14 protein-coding genes and 1 pseudogene are annotated in these 18,611 nt (G+C 62.6%); 9 read left to right on the forward strand and 6 right to left on the reverse strand.

The features are described from left to right. Positions 1–12: 12 nt before the first annotated feature. From RX331_RS30045 to RX331_RS30065, 5 genes are all read right to left on the reverse strand, one after another. A complete protein-coding gene (locus RX331_RS30045) occupies positions 13–1,377 on the reverse strand; it encodes an HlyD family type I secretion periplasmic adaptor subunit (RefSeq protein WP_317253219.1) in 1,365 nt (454 codons plus the stop codon). A 38-nt stretch (positions 1,378–1,415) separates the two neighbouring features. After that, the gene (locus RX331_RS30050; protein ID WP_317253220.1) at positions 1,416–3,626 is read right to left on the reverse strand and encodes a type I secretion system permease/ATPase; all 2,211 of its coding nucleotides are present in this window, start codon (positions 3,624–3,626) and stop codon (positions 1,416–1,418) included. Between the two features lie 48 nt (positions 3,627–3,674). Then, positions 3,675–5,606 carry a hypothetical protein gene (locus tag RX331_RS30055; RefSeq protein WP_317253221.1) on the reverse strand — a complete coding sequence of 644 codons (1,932 nt, stop codon included), beginning with the start codon at positions 5,604–5,606 and terminating at the stop codon, positions 3,675–3,677. Between the two features lie 131 nt (positions 5,607–5,737). Further along, entirely contained in the window at positions 5,738–6,544 is an 807-nt protein-coding gene (locus RX331_RS30060; protein WP_317253222.1) for a hypothetical protein, read from the reverse strand. A 267-nt stretch (positions 6,545–6,811) separates the two neighbouring features. Continuing rightward, positions 6,812–7,399 (reverse strand): hypothetical protein, encoded by a 588-nt coding sequence (locus tag RX331_RS30065; protein ID WP_317253223.1) that lies wholly within the window; start codon positions 7,397–7,399, stop codon positions 6,812–6,814. A 381-nt stretch (positions 7,400–7,780) separates the two neighbouring features. Here RX331_RS30065 and RX331_RS30070 point away from each other — a divergent pair, with 381 nt between their 5' ends. Together RX331_RS30070 and RX331_RS30075 are read left to right on the forward strand one after the other, a co-directional pair. Beyond that, entirely contained in the window at positions 7,781–8,560 is a 780-nt protein-coding gene (locus tag RX331_RS30070; protein ID WP_317253224.1) for a response regulator transcription factor, read from the forward strand. A 391-nt stretch (positions 8,561–8,951) separates the two neighbouring features. Then, complete coding sequence (locus RX331_RS30075; protein ID WP_317253225.1) at positions 8,952–10,148, forward strand: acetyl-CoA C-acyltransferase; 1,197 nt, start codon at positions 8,952–8,954, stop codon at positions 10,146–10,148. Positions 10,149–10,172: 24 nt separating this feature from the next. Here the strand turns inward: RX331_RS30075 and RX331_RS30080 are convergent, their stop codons facing one another. Beyond that, complete coding sequence (locus RX331_RS30080) at positions 10,173–12,473, reverse strand: MHYT domain-containing protein (RefSeq protein WP_317253226.1); 2,301 nt, start codon at positions 12,471–12,473, stop codon at positions 10,173–10,175. Positions 12,474–13,025: 552 nt separating this feature from the next. Between RX331_RS30080 and RX331_RS30085 the strand changes: the two genes are divergently transcribed. The 7 genes and pseudogenes from RX331_RS30085 to RX331_RS30115 all read left to right on the forward strand — a co-directional run bounded on the left by RX331_RS30085 (position 13,026) and on the right by RX331_RS30115 (position 18,611). Continuing rightward, the gene (locus RX331_RS30085; RefSeq protein ID WP_317253227.1) at positions 13,026–13,553 is read left to right on the forward strand and encodes a hypothetical protein; all 528 of its coding nucleotides are present in this window, start codon (positions 13,026–13,028) and stop codon (positions 13,551–13,553) included. 54 nt (positions 13,554–13,607) lie between these two features. Continuing rightward, on the forward strand, positions 13,608–13,853 hold the full coding sequence (locus tag RX331_RS30090) for a hypothetical protein (RefSeq protein ID WP_317253228.1): 246 nt from the start codon (positions 13,608–13,610) through the stop codon (positions 13,851–13,853). 43 nt (positions 13,854–13,896) lie between these two features. Then, entirely contained in the window at positions 13,897–14,487 is a 591-nt protein-coding gene (locus tag RX331_RS30095) for a hypothetical protein (RefSeq protein ID WP_317253229.1), read from the forward strand. Positions 14,488–14,489: 2 nt separating this feature from the next. Continuing rightward, positions 14,490–14,972: a DUF992 domain-containing protein gene (locus tag RX331_RS30100; RefSeq protein WP_317253230.1), complete on the forward strand. Its 483-nt coding sequence runs from the start codon at positions 14,490–14,492 to the stop codon at positions 14,970–14,972. Positions 14,973–15,229: 257 nt separating this feature from the next. Beyond that, positions 15,230–16,741 (forward strand): ATP-binding protein, encoded by a 1,512-nt coding sequence (locus tag RX331_RS30105; protein WP_317253231.1) that lies wholly within the window; start codon positions 15,230–15,232, stop codon positions 16,739–16,741. Positions 16,742–16,832: 91 nt separating this feature from the next. Further along, positions 16,833–17,316 (forward strand): annotated as a pseudogene (gene greA / locus RX331_RS30110) (transcription elongation factor GreA). A gap of 137 nt (positions 17,317–17,453) precedes the next feature. After that, the gene (locus RX331_RS30115) at positions 17,454–18,611 is read left to right on the forward strand and encodes a lactonase family protein (protein ID WP_317253232.1); all 1,158 of its coding nucleotides are present in this window, start codon (positions 17,454–17,456) and stop codon (positions 18,609–18,611) included.

The following is an 18,611-nucleotide window of genomic DNA, read 5'->3' on the forward strand; positions in this document are numbered from 1 at the left end:
TCGACTGATTGTCTAACGCTCCCTGAATGCGCGCATCATGCTGTCGTGGATCGGCCTGACGAGGTATTGGAAGAAGGTCCGTTCCGCCGTCTTGATATAGACTTCCGCGGGCATGCCCGGCGTCGGGCTGAAATTTGGAACGCTCCTGCTCTCCTCGCTGTTGAGCTTGACGCGCACGATATAGATGTCGGTCGGTCCGACCTGCTGGGACTTCTTCTCATCAGCAAGCGTATCGGCCGACAAATAGATGACGTCGCCGGACACCATCGGAGTGATACGCTGGTTCAACGCCGTCAGCCGCACCATCGCCGTCTGACCGTGCTTGACGTTATCGATATCCTGCGGCCGTAGCCGCGCCTCGATGATCAGCTCGTCCTTCAACGGCAGCAGCTCCATGATATTCTTGCCCGGCTCGACCACGCCGCCCTTGGTATGATAGCGGAGCTTCACCACCACCCCGCTCACCGGCGCCGTAACACGCACCCGGTCGAGCACGCCCTTCGCGCTCAGCATCCGCTCGCGCACGTCGGCCAGCTCGCCGCGGATCTCGTGCATCTGCTCGACCGCGGTCTTGATGGCGGTCTTGCGTACGCCGTTGATCTGTTCGAGCGCACGGGCGATCCGCTCCTTGGCGTCGCCGATGTCGCCCATGATGCGGCCGACCTCGCCTTCCAGGTTGGCCTTGGTACGCTGCAACACCATCAATTCGGGTTTGCGCACCAGACCCTGCTGGACCAGCTTGTCCTTGGTCACGATTTCCTCGTCGAGCAGGACGATCTGGCGGTGGACCGCTTCGAGCTGCACCCGGGACCCCCGGATCCGCTCCTCCAGCGCCTTGATGCTCTCATCGATGCTCTTGATGTCGCTGTTGAGGTTGTTGCGGCGCGCCGCGAACGTCATCTGCTGGCTCTCCACGATCTCCTTGACCTCGGGCGAAGTGGCCAGCCACTGGACGACCTCGGACGGCAGCGTGATGTCCTGCTCCTCCTTTGTCTCGGCCTGCAGCCTTGCATCGATGGCGGTCAGGCGGATGCGCCGCAAAAACAGCCGCTGCAATTCGGCGCGCGCCGCCGTATCGTCCAGCTCGAGCAACATCTGCCCGGCTTCCACCGTGTCGCCCTCGCGCACATAGATCTCGCGGATCATGCCGCCTTCGAGATGCTGGATGATCTTGTTCTGTCCGGTCACGACGAACACGCCCGAGGCGACCACGGCTCCGGCGATCGGCGCCAGGTTGCCCCAGACGCCGAATCCCATCAGCACGACGGCCATGATCAGCGCGCCTGCGACTGTCGGCAACCTGGTCGATCGCGGCAGCGAATCGTACCAGGTGCCCTCGGAATCCGCGGAGCGGTTCGCAATTTTCCTCTTCGCCATCGCGCAACCTCGTTGCTGTCAAAACCGGCCGGCACCCGTCAATTCAAAGACGGCCCGCCCGGTCCGGTCGGAATGTTGTTCGGCTTGCGTCCGGTGATCATCGGAATGATCTCGTCGCGCACACCGAAAGCCTGCACCGACCCCTGATGCAGGATCATGATCTTGTCGACGCTCATCAGCAGCGCGGCGCGCTGGGTGATCGTCACCACCGTGATTTGCTTTTCCTTGGCGCGCACCAGCGCCTTGGCGAGCGCCCGTTCGCCATTGGCGTCGAGATTGGAGTTGGGCTCGTCGAGCACAAGCAGGCGGGGATTGCCGAAAAAGGCCCGCGCCAGGCCAATGCGCTGGCGCTGGCCACCCGAGAGCGGACCGCCGTCCATGCCGACAATGGTCTCATAGCCCTGGGCGAAGCTCGAGATCATCTCATGCACGTCGGCGACCTCCGCTGCATCAAACACATCTTCATCGCGGGCGTCGTCGCGCATCCTGCCGATGTTGGCCTTGATGGTGGCCGGGAACAGTTGCACGTCCTGCGGCAGATAGCCGACGCTCTCGCCGAACTGGCGCGGATCCCAATTGCGCAGATCCATCATGTCGAGCCTGACGCTGCCCGCGGTCGGGATGATGGAGCCCACCAGCATGCGCGCCAGCATGGTCTTTCCGGTGCCGGAGTCGCCGACAATGGCGAGCGATTCGCCGGGCTGCAGTTGAAAGCTGATGCCGTTCAGGATCACTTTCTTGTTCGGCGGCGGTACATAGAGGATGCGCTCGACATTGAGATAGCCGGCGGGGCGCGGCAGCCGCAGCCGCTCCAGGTTCAGCGGTGAATTCAGCAGCAACGCCTTGATCCGCGCATAGGCCGAACGCGCCTGTACGAAGTTGCGCCAGCCTTCGATGGTTCCTTCCAGAGGGGCCAGCGCGCGGCTCCCGACGATCGATGCGGCGATGACCATGCCACTGGTCACCTGGCCTTCCAGCGCGAGCCACGCACCCCAGCCGAGGATGGCGATCTGGGTGCACAACCGCAGGAATTTCGAGACCCCGGTCATCAGGATGTTGCGGTCCTGCGCCGTCACCTGCGCCTTCAGCGACTCCACGGTTTCACGGCCCCATACCAGGACGCCTTCCGGAATCATGCCCATCGCGTTGATCACTTGCGCATTGCGGGCCATCGATTCCGCCTGCAGGTTTGCCCGCGCGCCATAATTGTTGGCCTGGTTGAACGGCGCCGCGGTGACGCGCTGATTCAACAGCGCCACGGCAATGAGCGCGACGCCCGATCCGAGCACGACGAGCCCGAGATGGGGGTGGATCAGAAACACGACGACGAAATAGACCGGTGCCACCGGCGTATCGAACATTGTGAGCAGCACCGGCCCGGTAATGAACGCGCGCAGATGCTGCAAGTCGGCCAATGTCTGAAACTCGCGGCTGGAGCCGCCTTGCGCGGCCTTGGCGGCGGCGCTCAGGACCGGTCCGCCCAGCCGTGCCTCGGCCTCCACGGCAACCCGCATCAGGATGAAGCGGCGCATCATATCCATCAGCACATGCGCCGCGATCGCGACGATCACGATGATCGTCAGCATCACAAGCGTGTCCGTGCTGCGGCTGGTCAGCACGCGATCGGACATGTTGAACAGATAAATCGGGATGGCGAGCACCAGAAGATTGACCGCGACCGAGAACACACCCACGGTCACCAGGTTGCGGCGGGCATTCGCCAGGCCGCCGCCGAGCACGTCCCTGAACTCGTTGTCGCTGAAGCGTCTATGCAGCGGCGGCGAGTTGCCGCCACCACGCCCGCCACCTCCACCGCCGCCACCGGCGGATCCGCCACCGTCCTTGTCGCCTCCGGTGCGCAGAGGGGGCGCTGGCGTGGCCTGCTCGATCACGACGGTCGATCCCGGCGGCGTTTTGGCCTCTGTCTTTCCGTCCACCCTGGCTTCCGGCTTGACCTCGGGCTTGGCTTCCGGCTTCGCTTCCACCCTGGCCTCCGGCCTGGTCTGTGTTCCGTCGTCCTTTCGCGGAAACCGCTCGACCGACGAAGGTCCGGTCGTGTTGACGGTGGTTTTGGCTTCGGCCGATCCGACCTTCTCGCCGGCAAACTTGACGGGCGAATCGTCATGGCGGGGATGCGCCTGATCAAACCACGGACGAAGCGGAATGATCTTGGCCGAGCTTGCCGTTGCTTCGTCATGCTGAATGAGGCGCCAACCATTGGCGCCCGGACGGTTATCCCAGCCCCACATTTGAGTACTCTCCTGCAATTACAGTAAGCAAAGCAACTGACCCTGCCGCTAGTGCAGCACGCTCGCCATCGGATCGATCTGCATCTGGTTGGCGACCGCCGGCGGAGGTGCGCTCACTGCTTCCTCCGGGTGATCGACGAAAGCAATGAGTTCGGTCACCAGCGCATTGGCATCGGCGTTGACCGCGTTATCGGACGCCGTCGGCAGCAGCTCCGTCTGCACCAGGATGAAGTCGGTATAGATCTGGCCCTTGACGTAGGTCGCGTCCGGATTGACGTCGACGATTGCGGCGTCGTTGGTCAGTTCATTGGCACCTGACGTGACCGACTGCGTCACGAGCCCGTCCCGATTAAGCGCCATCAGATCGGCCGGCGGTTGGTTCTGCAGCTGGTACATCACGTCGACATCGGAGGTGATGTTGGTCTGCCAGATCGCGTTGATGTCGTAATAGTCGCCGGTGATGTAGAGCACCTTCAGCGGTCCGCCATGACCGATCACAGTACCGGCCAGCTCGGGATCGAGCGACGTCATGCCGGCGGCAATGAGGCTCTGGATCAGTTCGAGATTCGCAGGCAGATCGTCGAAGGTGTCGCCGCCGTAATTCGCGATCGTCGCGTCGTTCAACAGGTCGTTGCCGCCCGAAATAGCCGATTGAGACGGATGGCTCCCATCGGCGGCCATCACGATCTTGTCGTTGTCCAACAGGATGTTGTTTTGAAAGATGACGTTGAGGCCGTGATAGCTGCCTTTGATGATGATCAGGTCGTATTCAACGCTGCCGTCGAGAATCTCGGCCAGATTGCCCTGCGCATTGAAACCGCCGACGAGGTTGTAGTGGCTGCTGCTGCTGACCTGCGTTGCTACATCGTTGTCGGAGAGATAGTTGACCTGCGCCACCGCATGAACGCTGTAGTAATTGCCGTCGACCACGTCGACGGTCCAGTTCGGGCCGGCGAAGGTGGCGGAGTAGCCGGCATAGATGCTGGGCTTCTCGGCAAAATCGGCGATGTTCGTGACGACATCCGCCTCGTTGATCGGGGCGGCCGCCTGCTCGCCGCCCGATACGTGGACGCCGTCATGGTCGACGATGGTGTTGGTCTGGAAGACGGCGTTCGTCTTGAAGTAATCTTCCATGACGATCATCGTGCGGGCGGCCTCGCCGATATCGACGATCAGCGCCGCATTGACGCTGAAGTTGCTGCCCAACGTCGCCCACTGGCCGATTCCCTCTCCGGTGTCCGGCAGCGTCGGCCGCTCGGCCGGCGGAGTCGGCTCGGTCGGGCGGTCCTGCAACTCGCCATCGACGTAGTAGCCGACCGGCACCGAATGCTGATCCGGCGTACCGCCGTGGTCGGCCCATGCAGCGTCGTGAGCGGACAGAAAATTCTTCGCGCCGGCATCGTCCTGCGGCATCTGCCAGTTGGCAGGAATCTCCGCATCGGCATTGGCCGCCAGTTGCTCAATGATGACCATCGCACTGCTGTTGACCTGCATGATCAGGGGTTCTGCGACGGCAAGCGCGCCCGTCGGCAGATTGGTGTCGTCATCATGCATGAAATTGTACTGGTGAACCGTAAGCTGGGTCTCCTCGCCCCCGTCCTGGTATGTCACCCTGACATGATGTTCGGCATGCCCGCCTCCACCGCCGCCGGCCGGCAACGGCAGCGGAACATTCAGTTTCGGCAGGGATGGAAAGAAATCGGGATAGTGGTCCTGCACATCATGGAGCAATTTGAGTGGACGGTCTCGAACCAGGTGTATCGGATCGTCCGTGAGTTGCTCCGGAATCGGACCCGCTGCAGTATCCATATCATCGGGCACAAAGCGATGATCGTAATTCGGTGGCGCCGTCGTGTAGTCGTCGGAAGAACGGGCCACGAGACCGTCATCATATTGCACGCGGTCGCGAGCGATGTCCTGGAAGATATGCAGATATCCTGCGAAGTGGGAAATAATCTCGGTAAAGCTTGCTGACGCCATCGGAATCTTCCCCTGTTGCCGTGAACGGTCAGGGTCGCGGACAGCTTGTTGTCGGCAACTGCGGCGACTGAAATAAAATCATTGAGAAGAAATGACCCGCGCGGCAGAAGCCGCGCGGGTCGAACGCGGAACTAGAGTGTATCGTGGTGATCGGTCAGGTCGTGACCGGCAACCTGCATGGTGATGCTGTTGAACTGGATGTTCGCACCCTGGGTGATGTTCTGGTCGAAAGCGGACTGGTTGAGGATTGCATCGGCACTGGAATGAATGCCGGCGCTTGCGCCTACCGCGTCGCCCATATGAGCGCCGTCGATCTTGGACTCGCCGCCCTCGATCTTGGCGTCCATGTCGAACCCGGAACCCGGATAGCCCGAGCCGCCGCCGTTATAGACGGCATAGGAGTTGTTGGTGTCGTTATCGACCAGGTTGTTGACCTGATCGATGTTGAACTGGTTGCCGCCCCCGTACAGCGTCTGGTTCACCACGTCGGGCATCACGACGGAATCGGACGTGGTGAAATGGGTGAGATCGATGACCGGGCTGCTCAGGCCATCGGCCTTCAGGTCGAGATCGACCTTCACATCGACATCGACGTTGACCTTGTTGTCGACAGTATTCTCGATCTTGTTGTCGATATCGTTGTCGACCCTGTTGTCGAGCTTGTTGTCGACGTCGTTGTCGACCTTGTTCTCGTTCTTGTTCTCATTGAGGTTTAGGTTGCCGTTGCCGTTCTTGTTATCGTTCTTGTTGTCGTTCTCGCTCTTGGAATCCAGCGACTGAACGGCGAACTGCAACTGGCCCTGACCCTGGCCTTGGCCCTGACCTTGCCCCTGCAACTGAGCCTGAAGATTGGCCTGCGCCTGCGCCTGGTCCTGCTTCTGGTCCTGGTCCTGATCCTGATCGTGCTTTGGATCCCACTTCGGCTTTGGCTTACTCATGGCATGCTCCTGCGCTTGGAGCATCGCGGACGGAACGAGATCGCTGATCTTCTAAGTCTGCGGTCTGCGATACGCGGCGGTGCTCGTTGACGTCGGTTCTTCCGACTGACGGCACCTCGCCTTATTGCGGATGCCGGCTCCGTCAATTTGCCGACACATCTTCGCCAACAACATGCATGCATTGGATGGATCGCCGTATCTTGCGATATCAGCCATCGGGAGGATCAAAGACGAAGTGCGGCGAGATGGTTCGTCGCCATCACTCTTTCAGGCCGCATCGCGCGGCACGCCCGGCTGCTCTCCGCCGCAGACATGGGCTTCGAGGCGCGGCAGCAGGTCCCAGATCTCGCGATTGATCTTCGTCATCTCGCGGGTCGTCTGCAGCATCTCCTGCAGCCGGCTTTCGTCCAGCGGCTTGATCTCGCCGAACTTCAGGCTCGACCTTGTTTCCATCAATCGCATCGACTGGGTGTGGGTGATGGCGCCCTTGGAATCGAAGATGAACATGCAATGATTCAATTCATTGCGAACCTTGGTGGAGTCCGAAAAGCGCTCGACGAGCGCCGCCAGACTCCGGGCAAGCGCCTTGTCGGTCACCTTGATCTTCGCCAGCCGCTGGATCAAATCGAGCCTCGCCCTGGTCGTGTTCAGGGTAGCGAACACGACGGCAGCCGAAGCCTCGTCTGTCCGCAACAGAATCATAAGGACGTAGATGAAGAGGCTTTCGTTGTTCGACCAGCTGCAGATCAGGTTGCCTATCAGGGCGAGAACGAAAGTGCGGCGATCTGCGGAAGCCGGCGCAGCGGCAGCCAGCAGGTCGAAATCCGGCTTTGGAGGCAACTTGCTGACAAACATCGCATCTGTCCCGACGTGCATCCGACGAGGGACCATCGTAATCCGCACCGCAGCCGCGGATGTACATATCGAAAGATATAAATAGTTGCGGTTGCGTAATGCTACAATTCCAATCCGGGGATGTCAAAATGTGGCTGAAAGGCGATGTTTTGACGACATCTCGTTACACGGCGCCTTCTTGGCGTCTACTACTATCGAGTGTAAACTTTTTCTGAACAATTATGAGGCATCATGAACTAATTCATACCAGCCAGCGCGGTCCAGAAGGAAACTATCGATAGCATCGCCAAAAGCCGGGGGCGCGTTATGTCAGTCCCACCACAAAAGACCGTTTTTATTGTAGACTCGATGGCATTTCGACGAGCTCGAACCGAGAGCTTCTTGAGTTCCTGGGCCAGCAACGAACAGGTCGAGCTGGTTTCACTCGATCCCGGGGACGCGCATACCAGGCTGGTCGAGCGCAGCCCGTGCGACATGCTGATCTATAGCGTCGGGGCGACCTCTCATCTCGAGCTGTTCACCGAGATGCAGGTATTCCACACACTGCGCCGGGAAGCCGCGCTAGCAATCCTCTCCGACGATGAAAATCCGGCGATGGTCATCGCCGCGATCCGTTCGGGAGCCCAAGGCTACTTCAGCAATTCGATGGCCCCCGACCTTGCGTTGCAGGCGCTTTCTTTCGTGCTGCACGGCGGCACCTATTTTCCACCTGCCGCGATCATGGCCGGCCGGCCGGCCGGATCCCCTGATTTCATTCATGAGCCGACATCCCCGGAACTCGAGCCGCGAGATCAGCCATCAAGTAGGGGCCAGGAAGAGATACTTTACGAACAGCAAAGCTCTCTTTTCGACGGAAAGGCCTCTATCCATCACGGTGGCGATCACTCCGACGGGCTCCGCCCCGCTCCCGAATTCACCGAGCGGCAATACGCCGTTCTCGTCTGCCTGTGCCAGGGCGATCCCAACAAGGTTATCGGCCGCAAGCTCGGAATGACGGAAACAACCGTGAAGGTTCACGTCCGGGAAATCATGCGCAAGCTTGGTGTGTCCAACCGCACACAAGTCGCGATCGCTGCCGGTCGCGGCGGCGTCGGCGCCGAGGGCGTTGGATTTGTGCCCTCCGATGTCCCAATCATCATCAAGTCATCTCTTCCGCAATAACAATATTTTCGCCGCGCACCCGGTCGGCAGCGCTCCACAGAAAGGGCCCTCGGTGAAAGGCGGCTTCGGACGGGGGCGACGTCCACACAAGCTCAGTATTTGTGCCGTTTCATTGGTAGTAATCCTTTTGATGCGGCGGTATTCGAACAGAGCGGAAGAGGGCCACACTCCGCGTTCCTGACAAAAAGTGTGGCGGAAGCCCTGTCCTAATCCTGCATTGCCCGATTGTGGCCCGCCAGGCCGGGCGCGGCGGTATTGTCGTCCTCCTTTACCGAGAAACTTGGCTGACCAAACTTCCTGACCTTTGTCGCGCAAAGGCAATGGCGGCGCATTGCAATCCTTCAATATATGATTATCGTCATACAATGACCCGAAAACGCAGGAGCCACCAATGCTCGCAAACCCCGATCCCGTCGTCATCCTTTCCGCCGCGCGTACGCCGCTAGGCCGGTTCATGGGCGAACTATCTCCCCTCAGCGCGCACAGGCTCGGCGCACATGTGATCGGCGCGGCACTGGAGCGGGCAAAGCTCGATGCCGTGCGGGTCGACGAGGTTTTCATGGGCAATGTGCTGCCGGCCGGCCAGGGCCAGGCCCCGGCGCGGCAGGCCGCGCGCGGCGCCGGCTTGCCTGACGCCACCGGCGCCACGACGATCAACAAGGTCTGCGGCTCCGGCATGAAGGCGACCATGTTGGCGCACGACATCATTCACGCCGGCTCGGCCTCGATCGTGGTGTCCGGCGGCATGGAGAGCATGAGCAACGCGCCGTATCTGCTGGCCAAAGCGCGCGGCGGCTACCGCGCCGGCCATGACCGGATCATCGACCACATGATGATGGACGGGTTGGAGGACGCCTACGAAACCGGCCGCTCGATGGGCGATTTCGGCGAGGCCACTGCGGAAGCCTACCAGTTCACCCGCAAAGACCAGGACGCTTACGCGATGGAGACGCTGACCCGCGCCCGCAAGGCGGTCGAGGGCGGCGCGTTCAAAGCCGAGATCACGCCGGTCACGCTGATCGAGAAGGCCGGGCCGCGCGTGATCGCCAATGACGAGCATCCGCTGAAAGTGGACCCTGCCAAGATTCCCGGCCTGAAGCCTGCGTTCCGGGCCAACGGCACCATCACGGCGGCCGCCTCCTCCGCCAATGCCGACGGCGCCGCCGCGCTCGTCTTGGCTAAACGCTCGCTCGCCGACCGCGACGGCCTGCCGGTGCTCGCCGAGATCAAGGGCCACGCCACCCACAGCCAGGAGCCGCAATGGTTCACCACCGCGCCGATCCCCGCGATTCGCAAGCTGCTCGAGAAGGTCGGCTGGAGCGGCTCCGACGTTGACCTGTTCGAGATCAACGAAGCCTTCGCCGTGGTGGCGATGGCGGCGCAGAAGGACCTCGGCATTCCCCCCGAGAAACTTAACATCAATGGCGGCGCCTGCGCGCTCGGCCATCCGATCGGCGCCACCGGCGCGCGGCTGATCGTGACGCTGCTGCATGGGCTGGAAGCGCGTAACTTGAAACGCGGCGTCGCCGCGCTCTGCATCGGCGGCGGCGAGGCGACCGCGATCGCAGTCGAGCGCGTCGTGCGGTGACGAGGCGCCGAGGAAGCGCGCCTGTCAGGCGCGCTTCGGGCGCAACGGCACAACCGCGCGCGTATCGGCCTGCGCGCGCATCACCTCATCGATCACCGCAACCAGCGCCGTCTGGTCGAACGGCTTGGAAATGCGCGGCAGATGAGGCTGCGCGGTGCCGAGAAGCTCGGCATACCCCGTGCAGAGCACCACGGGCGTGCCGGGATGTTCGGCGGCGACGGCATCAGCGAGCTGCAGCCCGTTCATCCCCGGCATGGCGTAGTCGGTCACCACGATGTCGACCTTCGGCGCCCGGCGCAGTAATTGGACGGCTTCCTCGCCGGAGCGCGCCTCGATCACGGCGTGGCCGAGATCGTCGAGCATCGCGGCGACGCTGTCGAGAACAAGCAGGTCGTCATCGACCACCAGCACGGAAAGGGCGCGAAAGCTGCGCAGCATGGCGCGCGAGGTTTCCGTCTCGGAGCGCGCCGGCGCCTGCTGCTCCTGGGAGGCGGGCAGCCAGATTTCGGCCGTGGTCCCCTCGCCGATCTTGCTCTTCAATCGCAGCGCGCCGCCGGACTGTTCTGCCAGCCCCTTCACCATCGACAGGCCGAGACCGGTTCCCTTGCCGATGCCCTTGGTGGTGAAGAACGGCTCCTGCGCGTGCTGCAGCGTCTCGGTATCCATGCCGCATCCGGTATCGCTGACCGAGAGCGCGACGTAGCGTCCCGCGGCCAGGCCGTCGCTCGCCTGCTCCTCGCGTGCGGCGATGCTGATGGTGCCGCCGCTCGCCGTCATCGCATCGCGCGCATTGACGGCGAGGTTGAGGATCGCGAGCTCGAGCTGGTTGGCATCGACCTTCACTTTTGCCAGCTCGATCGGAAAACGGGTCTCGACACGGATCGCCGGGTCGAACTTCAGCAGCGCAGACATGCCGCGGACCAGCTCCGGGACGTCGACGATGACGGGCTTGAGATCCTGCTTGCGCGCAAACGCGAGCATGCGCTGGGTCAGCGAGGCGCCGCGCAGCGCGCCATGGATCGCATTGTCGAGCAGCCGGTGGATCCTCGGGTCCTCCGGCTGCAGGCGCTTCTTCGCCAGTTCGAGACTGCCGAGGATCACGGCAAGGATGTTGTTGAAATCGTGGGCGACGCCGCCGGTGAGCTGCCCGACGGTCTCCATCTTCTGCGAGATCGCCAGCGCGTCGCGCGTGCGCTCCAGCGCTTCCTCGGCGAGGCGGCGTTCCGTCACGTCGCGAACGATCTTGGCGAAGCCGATGGTCTCGCCGGGCTCGTTTCGTACCGCGCGAATCGTCGCCTCGGCCCAGAAGCGGCTGCCGTCCTTGCGAACGCGCCAGCCCTCGCCCGCCGCCTTGCCGTCGCGCCTGGCGTCGTGAAGCAGCGCGTCCGGAACGCCGGCGTCGCGGTCTTCGTCGGTGTGCAGGATGGCGTAATGCGCCCCGACGATGTCCCCGCCATAGCCGGTCAACCTGTTCGCGCCGAGATTCCAGTTCGCGACCCGCCCCTCCGGATCGAGCATGAAGATGGCGTGATCGGCCACGCCCTCGACCAGCAGGCGGAATCGCTCCTCGCTGCGCCGCAGCGCCTCGGCCTCGCGGCCGACCCGTTCGGCCGAGGCCCGGTCATAGACGGCCGCGACCAGCCCGATCATGAGCACCATGATGGTGGTGCCGGCAATCAGGAAGGCAAGCGGCGCCTGCCCCACCGTGCCGGAGGCGGCCCGGCCAAGAACGCCTTCGGTCAGAACGAAGGACGAGCCCTGCATCGCCGCGTAGTGCATGCCTGATATCGCCAGGCCCATGACGACCCCGGCGGATATGCGTTCGCGGACGCTGGTCATGTGAAAGGCAAGGCGCAGCGCGACGATCGAAGCGCCGATCGCGATGGCGATGGACGTCACCACCCAGAAGGGATCGTATTTGATCGACGCCGCCATCCGCATTGCGCTCATGCCCGTATAGTGCATGCCTGAGATCGCAAGCCCCATGCCGATCCCGGAAGCAATGAGCGTGCTTGAGCGCTGGCTGACGATGAGGAACGCCGCCGCCGCGACCAGAATGGGAAGGGCCAGCGAGAGCAGCGTCAGCAGCGGATCGTAGGAAACGTCCACGCCCGGCAGGCTGAACGCCAGCATGGCGACGAAATGCATCGACCAGATGCCGCCGCCCATGGCGACGGCCGCGGCCACTAGCCAGCCGAGGCTGACGGCGCCGGAAGCAGCCCGCATGCGAGTCGCAAGATCCAACGCCGTGTAGGAGGAAAGCGCGGCGATCAGGACCGACAGCGCGACCAGAACGGGATCGTGGGAACCAGGATGGTGGTGCATTCCGTCGACGAAGCAGCGAAAGCATCTCAATAGCACCGAAATTGTGGCGGCGCATTGTTCTCGTGTAACGGGCGGTTGCTGAAAATGGCAAAATCGGCGGGATGGCAGCTCCAAATGCCGATAGCAAAACTGGTTAGGTATCCAATAATTTCAAGGCGCATCTGACCGAATTGTCCAGCCGCGCTCCAGCGATTTCAATGGCTTGGCGCCGTTTCCATGGTCCCCTCCACCTGCGGCAAACTCCCCTTGGACAGCCGCATGGATCGCTCCCATTCGATGTAAAAACCTCAGGTTGTAAATGCCGGGCTGGAGCAGTAACCTGCCCATGAACAGGAACTGCAGGAAGCTTCGCGCAGAACGCCGATGCATTGAGCCTGTGATCCAATGCCGGCCCAAAGAGCTTCCTTTTGCGCATCCGTAAGCGCGGCGGCCGGTCATGCGTCGAAGCAAAATCTGTCGGTCATCGATCAGGGCGGCACGAGCAGCGGCGCCACACTGGGGGGTGATTTTTTCTCACGCGAGCTTCGACCATTTTCAATGGAGAAGCAGAAGATGTCGGTCCCATGCAAGTTCGAACAAAGCCTCCTCAGCCACGAGGAGTATGAGATGGTCCGCCTCACGCATCATCCCGCCATCTACGACGCCGAGGCGACCGCTCTTGTGGATCTGCGATCCCGCCTGCGCAAGATGCACGACAAGGAGCGGACGCTGAGCCGGCAGAAGCGGCGAGAGGTGCGCGGAAAAGGCGGGGCGCGCGGTGCGAACTTCCCTGGGAATGCCGAGCGTCCGTCCCAACGCAAGCAGATTCTTGCCGCGGCCGTGAAGCGGCTCAACAGGGAACTGAGACGGCTCAACAATCTCATGGCCAAGACCCGCCATGTCGAAGCGGCCCGAAAGGCGCTTGCGCTACGTCGTGCCGCGAAATTCGTTCCCTACCCCTCCGCCGGATTGACGCCGAATGAAGGCATGGCGCCGCGCTCAAGCACGCGGCGAAGAAAGATCGTCACGGGAGCGAAGATCGGTCGCGTGTCGCAGGCGACGAAAGTCGCCCAGGCCATACACGATACGCGAGACGCCTGAGCAAATGTACGCAAGCCGCGGCCTTTTCGGCGATCAACCGACATGGAGGTGAGCATGAATGTCCGACTCATATTCGGGGCTCTGATCATCGGCGTCGCTGCTGCCATCGCGGTGCCGTCAGGCCTGTCGCTGGCGCAATCGGCGGACCAGGGTGCGGCTGCGCCAAAGAGCGCAAAACCTAATGTAAATGTGAACCCGCACAAGCACCGCTATTGGCGCCACCACGGTGGACGGCATCCGCATTTCGGCAGCCGGCGGGTACGCACCCACGCGCCTGCAGCGCGGACGTCGGCCAACTGAATCGAAAGCGGCACAGGAAACGAAGCCGACGGGTAGATGTCCTATGAGCGAGACTTACGGACAGCAGAGCGAGGGCACTCCTTCTTCCGCGGATTCCGGAAGAACCAATGTCCCCTGGCAGCGGTTACCGTTCGCCGTCGCCCTCGTGCTGGCCGTCGCGGGCGTCGCCTATACCAATATCTCGCATCAACCGCTGGTGGGTTACTGGGAGTTCCTGGCGCTTGCCATCGCCGTGGTGTGCGTCGTCACCAAATGGCCCGAGCTCGACAACAAGCAGGCCCAGTTCCGGTTGATCTGGACCCAGGCGCTTCATTGGGTGGCCGTACTGGTCACAATGAACATGATGCTGGTCTCCGGCGTTCAGCAACTGCTCCCCACACCGGCAACCAGCCTGGTGCTTCTGACACTGCTGGCGCTCGGCACCTTCCTTGCGGGCCTTAGCCTGTTGTCGCTGCAGATCTGCTTCCTCGGCATTACCATGGGCGCCGCCGTTCCGGCGCTGTCCTGGCTGAAGCAGTCGATGGTCTTCTTCCTGCTCGCGGCGGTATTCGTTGTCGGCATCGGCATGACCTTCTGGCTCGGCTACGGCCGCACGGCGGCACCTGCCAACAGGGGAGATCAAGTCGAGGCCTGAAGATGCAGACGAGACGATTGCTTTACGCCCTGTGCGTTTCCGTCGGAATTGTCCTCGCAACGCCCGCCCAAAGCGAGATGTTCAGGGCCGGCCGGCTGCTGTGTTCCACCAGCCCGAGGATCGGATTCCTCGTTGGATCGACGCAGTCGCTGCGCTGCGTATTCTACCGGCGTGCTTCGTCGGACCGCTACATTTACGCCGGGCGGATCAGGCGTGTCGGTCTTGACCTCGGCGTCACCGGAAGTGGCGTTCTATCCTGGGCCGTCTTTGCCAGGAATTCGCGGATTGGCCCCGGCACCATGCGCGGCAGCTATGTGGGGGCCAGCGGCAACGTTGCGCTGGGCCCCGGCTTTGGCGCCAACGTCTTGATCGGCGGATCCCGCCGGAGTGTCGTGCTGCAGCCGTTGTCCACCGAGCGCGCGATCGGCATCAATCTCGCCGCGACGGTGACCCATTTGACCCTCGGCGAGAGAGGACGACGATAACCGGGCCGAGGCGCCTGCTCTCACGCATTCCCGGCTACCGCCCCAATTTGTCGGGCCCGAAGCCGAAAGCAGCCGCGGCTCGTTAGATATCTTCAAGGACTTGGCAATTCGCGAAGCCGGGCAGCGCGGCACATTCCACAACATATTCACGATCATGCGGCCAGCCGTGGAGAACACGGCAACGATCGGCCATCGCGCTCGACGGGGTGCAATCAGGTTGTTAAGCCCGCGTCGCTGAGGAGACTTTGAGTCGGGACATGACCGTTGCGATCGAGATGGGGCAAACGAATGTGGGCGCTCCGGCTGGTCTGGACCTAGAGGAACTGCTGGCAACCCGCCTGTTAGTGCAAGGCAATTCGGGTTCCGGAAAATCCCATTTGCTGCGCCGGCTATTGGAACAGAGCGCGCCCTGGGTGCAGCAGACGATCATCGATCCCGAGGGCGACTTCGTCACATTAGCCGACCGCTTCGGCCACCTCCTGATCGATGCCGAGGACCATACCGAGCGGGGCCTGCAGGTCGCCGGCGAGCGGGCACGCATCCATCGCGTCTCCACGGTACTCAATCTCGAGGGTCTCGACGCCGAGAACCAGATGCGGCGCGCCGCGGCGTTCCTCAACGGACTGTTCGAGGTCGCCCGCGACCATTGGTACCCGATGCTGGTTGTGGTGGACGAGGCGCAGCTGTTCGCGCCGGCGGTCGCCGGCGAGGTGACGGATGAGGCGCGCAAGCTCTCGCTCGGCGCCATGACCAACCTGATGTGCCGCGGCCGCAAACGCGGCCTTGCCGGCGTGATCGCCACCCAGCGGCTGGCGAAGCTCGCCAAGAACGTCGCGGCCGAGGCGTCGAATTTCCTGATGGGCCGGACCTTCCTGGACATCGACATGGCGCGCGCCGCCGACCTTCTCGGCATGGAGCGGCGACAGGCGGAAGCCTTCCGCGATCTGCAGCGCGGCCAATTCATGGCGCTCGGTCCGGCGCTCTCTCGCCGTCCGCTGGAACTGCGCATCGGTGCAACGGAGACCGCGCCGCGCAACGCGACCCCGCGCCTGATGCCGCTGCCGGAGGCGACGCCGGACGCACGCGCCATCATCCTGGCTGCGCCGCCGCCGGAAACTAACCGGCCGCAGCGCCGCACTCCGCCACCGGATCTGCTCAATCAGCTGATGGCGGCGAAAACGGCGGCGCAGGAAATCCGATCTGAAGCTGCGGAGCAGCCGCTCAGCGCCGAGGAGATCGCTGAGCGGCGTGAGCGGGTGGACCGCATTCTGCGCGCCATCATGGCGGAGCCCGATGCGGGATTTCGCGCCATCGGCGTGCTCTATCAGGAATTCGTGGTCCGCTGCCGGATTGAGGGCCTCGGCTCTGATGTGCCCGATCTCGGTGAATTCCGCCGCATGCTGACACGCGCCCGCGCCGGGCTCGGATCCGATATTTCAGAGGATGACCGCTGGCAGGATGTGACGGTCCGCGCCTCGCTGCTGCCGGAAGACATGCAGGGCGTCTTCATGATGATCGCGCGTGCCGCGAAGGAAGGCTGGCCCTGCCCGGGCGATGCCGCGATTGCCCGCGCCTATGGCTCGCATTCGCTGCGCCGGGCGCGGCGTCTTCTGAGCTATATCGAGGAGCAGGGCCTGATCGTCTGCCAGCTCGACGGCGCCGGCCGGCGCATCGTAACGCTGGTCGAACTGGCCTGGGCGACGGCACCGGGCGACCCCAATGCCGAGGAAGCACCAGCGAAGCTGGGTTGCCCCTCCTCGGCTCTGTGATGTAGCCGATAGCGCCTGCCTCGCCCGGCGGTGTATGATTTGCGGAAATCGCTGAGCATTGCGCTATCGTTCCTTTGAAGGAGTTTTTGCCTTGAGCGTTGCCTTCACCAAGGAAGACAGTGCGGAAAACGGCGTCGGAGACGATGCTTCCCGACCGCCCGATGTCGCCTCATCCGAACCTCGTGACGGAAGCGGGATTGAAAGCGCTCGAGTTTCAGCTCGATCAGGCACGCGAGGCATACAGGACAGCACAGAAGATCGAAGACGTGAATGAGCGGCGGCGGCAAGCGGCAATCCCCTTGCGCGATGTGCGCTATTTTGCGGAGCGGGTTCGGACCGCACAGGTCGTGCCCAATCCAGCCTCGTCCGACACCGTGGCCTTCGGCAGCACGGTGACCTTCCAGCGCGACGATGGCCGAGTGCAGACATATCGTATCGTCGGAGAGGACGAAGCAGACCCCAAGGCTGGCTCGATTTCCTTCGTGTCCCCGGTCGCAAAGCTTCTTATGGGCAGGGCCATTGGCGATGTCTTCGATATGTCAGGTCAAGAGCTTGAGATCATTGCGGTCGCTTAAATCTTCAGGCGGATGCCCCCTTTGGTCTGCTTGCTTAACAGGGTATGATCCCCTTCGCCTGAGCGCCGGAGGCCACACGAAGCCTCAGCACTGACCGCGGCCGAGAGCGACTTTCGACAGGTCTTGGGAGAGTAAAAATGAAAACGCCAAAGAGCGCCGCGATGTGTGTCGCGTTCGCGCTGCTGTTCACTATCGGAGTAACCTCGATGTCCGCCGCCAGAACATTCGTCTACGTGTCGAATGCGCAGGACGGCAATATCGACGCCTACAGCATGGACACCGCCAGCGGCGCGCTGACACCGATCGGCAAGACCGAGGCCGCCAAGCTGGTGATGCCGATGACAGTGAGCCCCAGCAAGAAGCACCTCTATGCCGTGATACGTTCGCAGCCGACGCGCGTATTGACCTACGCCATCGATCCCGCGACCGGTGCGCTCGCGCAAAAGGCGTCAGCGCCGCTTCCCGACAGCATGCCCTATGTGTCGACCGATCGCACCGGACGTTATCTGTTCACCGCCTCCTATGGCGGCGACAAGCTGGCGGTGAGCCCGATTGGCGAAAACGAATTGGTCGAAAAGGAAGCGATCCAGGTCATCCCTACCGGCCGCAACGCGCACGCGATCCTGCCCGACCGTAGCAACAAATTCGTCTATGCGACCACGCTTGGCGCCAACCAGGTGCTGCAGTTCACCTTCGATGACAAAACCGGCAAGCTCGCGCCCAATGAGCCGCCGTCGGTCAGCCCTGATGCCGGTCACGGCCCGCGCCACATGGCGTTCTCGCCTGATAACAAGAACCTCTACGTGCTCAACGAGCTCTCGGGACACGTCACGCGATATGCAATCGATGGGGCGAAGGGAACGCTGACGCTCGCGGAGAGCATCAGCTCGGTGCCGGCGGAAGCCGGCCTTGTCTGGGGCGTGCCGCAGGCGCCGGCCGGCACGGCGGCGGCGGCGGCACCGAAGGAAGAGAAGCCGAAAATCTGGGCGGCCGACATCCAGATCACGCCCAATGGCAAATTCCTGTATTCGACCGAACGCACCACCAGCAAGATCGCCCTGTTCACGGTGGCGTCTGGCACTGGCAAGCTCGCCTATGTCGCCAATTTCACGACGGAGACCCAGCCGCGCGGCATCAAGATCGATCCGAGCGGACAGTATCTCATCGCATCAGGTGAAAAGTCGGATCGCCTGTCAGTCTACAAGATCGACCAGAGCACGGGGAAGCTGGGCGAACCCAGCCGCTACCCGGTCGGCAACGGCGCGAACTGGGTGGAGATTGTCGACATCCCCTGA

Source organism: Bradyrhizobium sp. BWA-3-5, assembly GCF_032917985.1.
Lineage (GTDB): Bacteria > Pseudomonadota > Alphaproteobacteria > Rhizobiales > Xanthobacteraceae > Bradyrhizobium.

What these genes read in the sequence shown, in the direction of transcription:
- RX331_RS30095 (WP_317253229.1), top strand. Translation starts at nt 13,897, where the DNA reads ATGAGCGAGACTTACGGACAGCAGAGCGAGGGCACTCCTTCTTCCGCG.
- RX331_RS30100 (WP_317253230.1), top strand. Translation starts at nt 14,490, where the DNA reads ATGCAGACGAGACGATTGCTTTACGCCCTGTGCGTTTCCGTCGGAATT.
- RX331_RS30115 (WP_317253232.1), top strand. Translation starts at nt 17,454, where the DNA reads ATGAAAACGCCAAAGAGCGCCGCGATGTGTGTCGCGTTCGCGCTGCTG.
- RX331_RS30090 (WP_317253228.1), top strand. Translation starts at nt 13,608, where the DNA reads ATGAATGTCCGACTCATATTCGGGGCTCTGATCATCGGCGTCGCTGCT.
- RX331_RS30065 (WP_317253223.1), bottom strand. Translation starts at nt 7,399, where the DNA reads ATGTTTGTCAGCAAGTTGCCTCCAAAGCCGGATTTCGACCTGCTGGCT.
- RX331_RS30105 (WP_317253231.1), top strand. Translation starts at nt 15,230, where the DNA reads ATGACCGTTGCGATCGAGATGGGGCAAACGAATGTGGGCGCTCCGGCT.
- RX331_RS30085 (WP_317253227.1), top strand. Translation starts at nt 13,026, where the DNA reads ATGTCGGTCCCATGCAAGTTCGAACAAAGCCTCCTCAGCCACGAGGAG.
- RX331_RS30075 (WP_317253225.1), top strand. Translation starts at nt 8,952, where the DNA reads ATGCTCGCAAACCCCGATCCCGTCGTCATCCTTTCCGCCGCGCGTACG.
- RX331_RS30055 (WP_317253221.1), bottom strand. Translation starts at nt 5,606, where the DNA reads ATGGCGTCAGCAAGCTTTACCGAGATTATTTCCCACTTCGCAGGATAT.
- RX331_RS30050 (WP_317253220.1), bottom strand. Translation starts at nt 3,626, where the DNA reads ATGTGGGGCTGGGATAACCGTCCGGGCGCCAATGGTTGGCGCCTCATT.
- RX331_RS30080 (WP_317253226.1), bottom strand. Translation starts at nt 12,473, where the DNA reads ATGCACCACCATCCTGGTTCCCACGATCCCGTTCTGGTCGCGCTGTCG.
- RX331_RS30060 (WP_317253222.1), bottom strand. Translation starts at nt 6,544, where the DNA reads ATGAGTAAGCCAAAGCCGAAGTGGGATCCAAAGCACGATCAGGATCAG.
- RX331_RS30045 (WP_317253219.1), bottom strand. Translation starts at nt 1,377, where the DNA reads ATGGCGAAGAGGAAAATTGCGAACCGCTCCGCGGATTCCGAGGGCACC.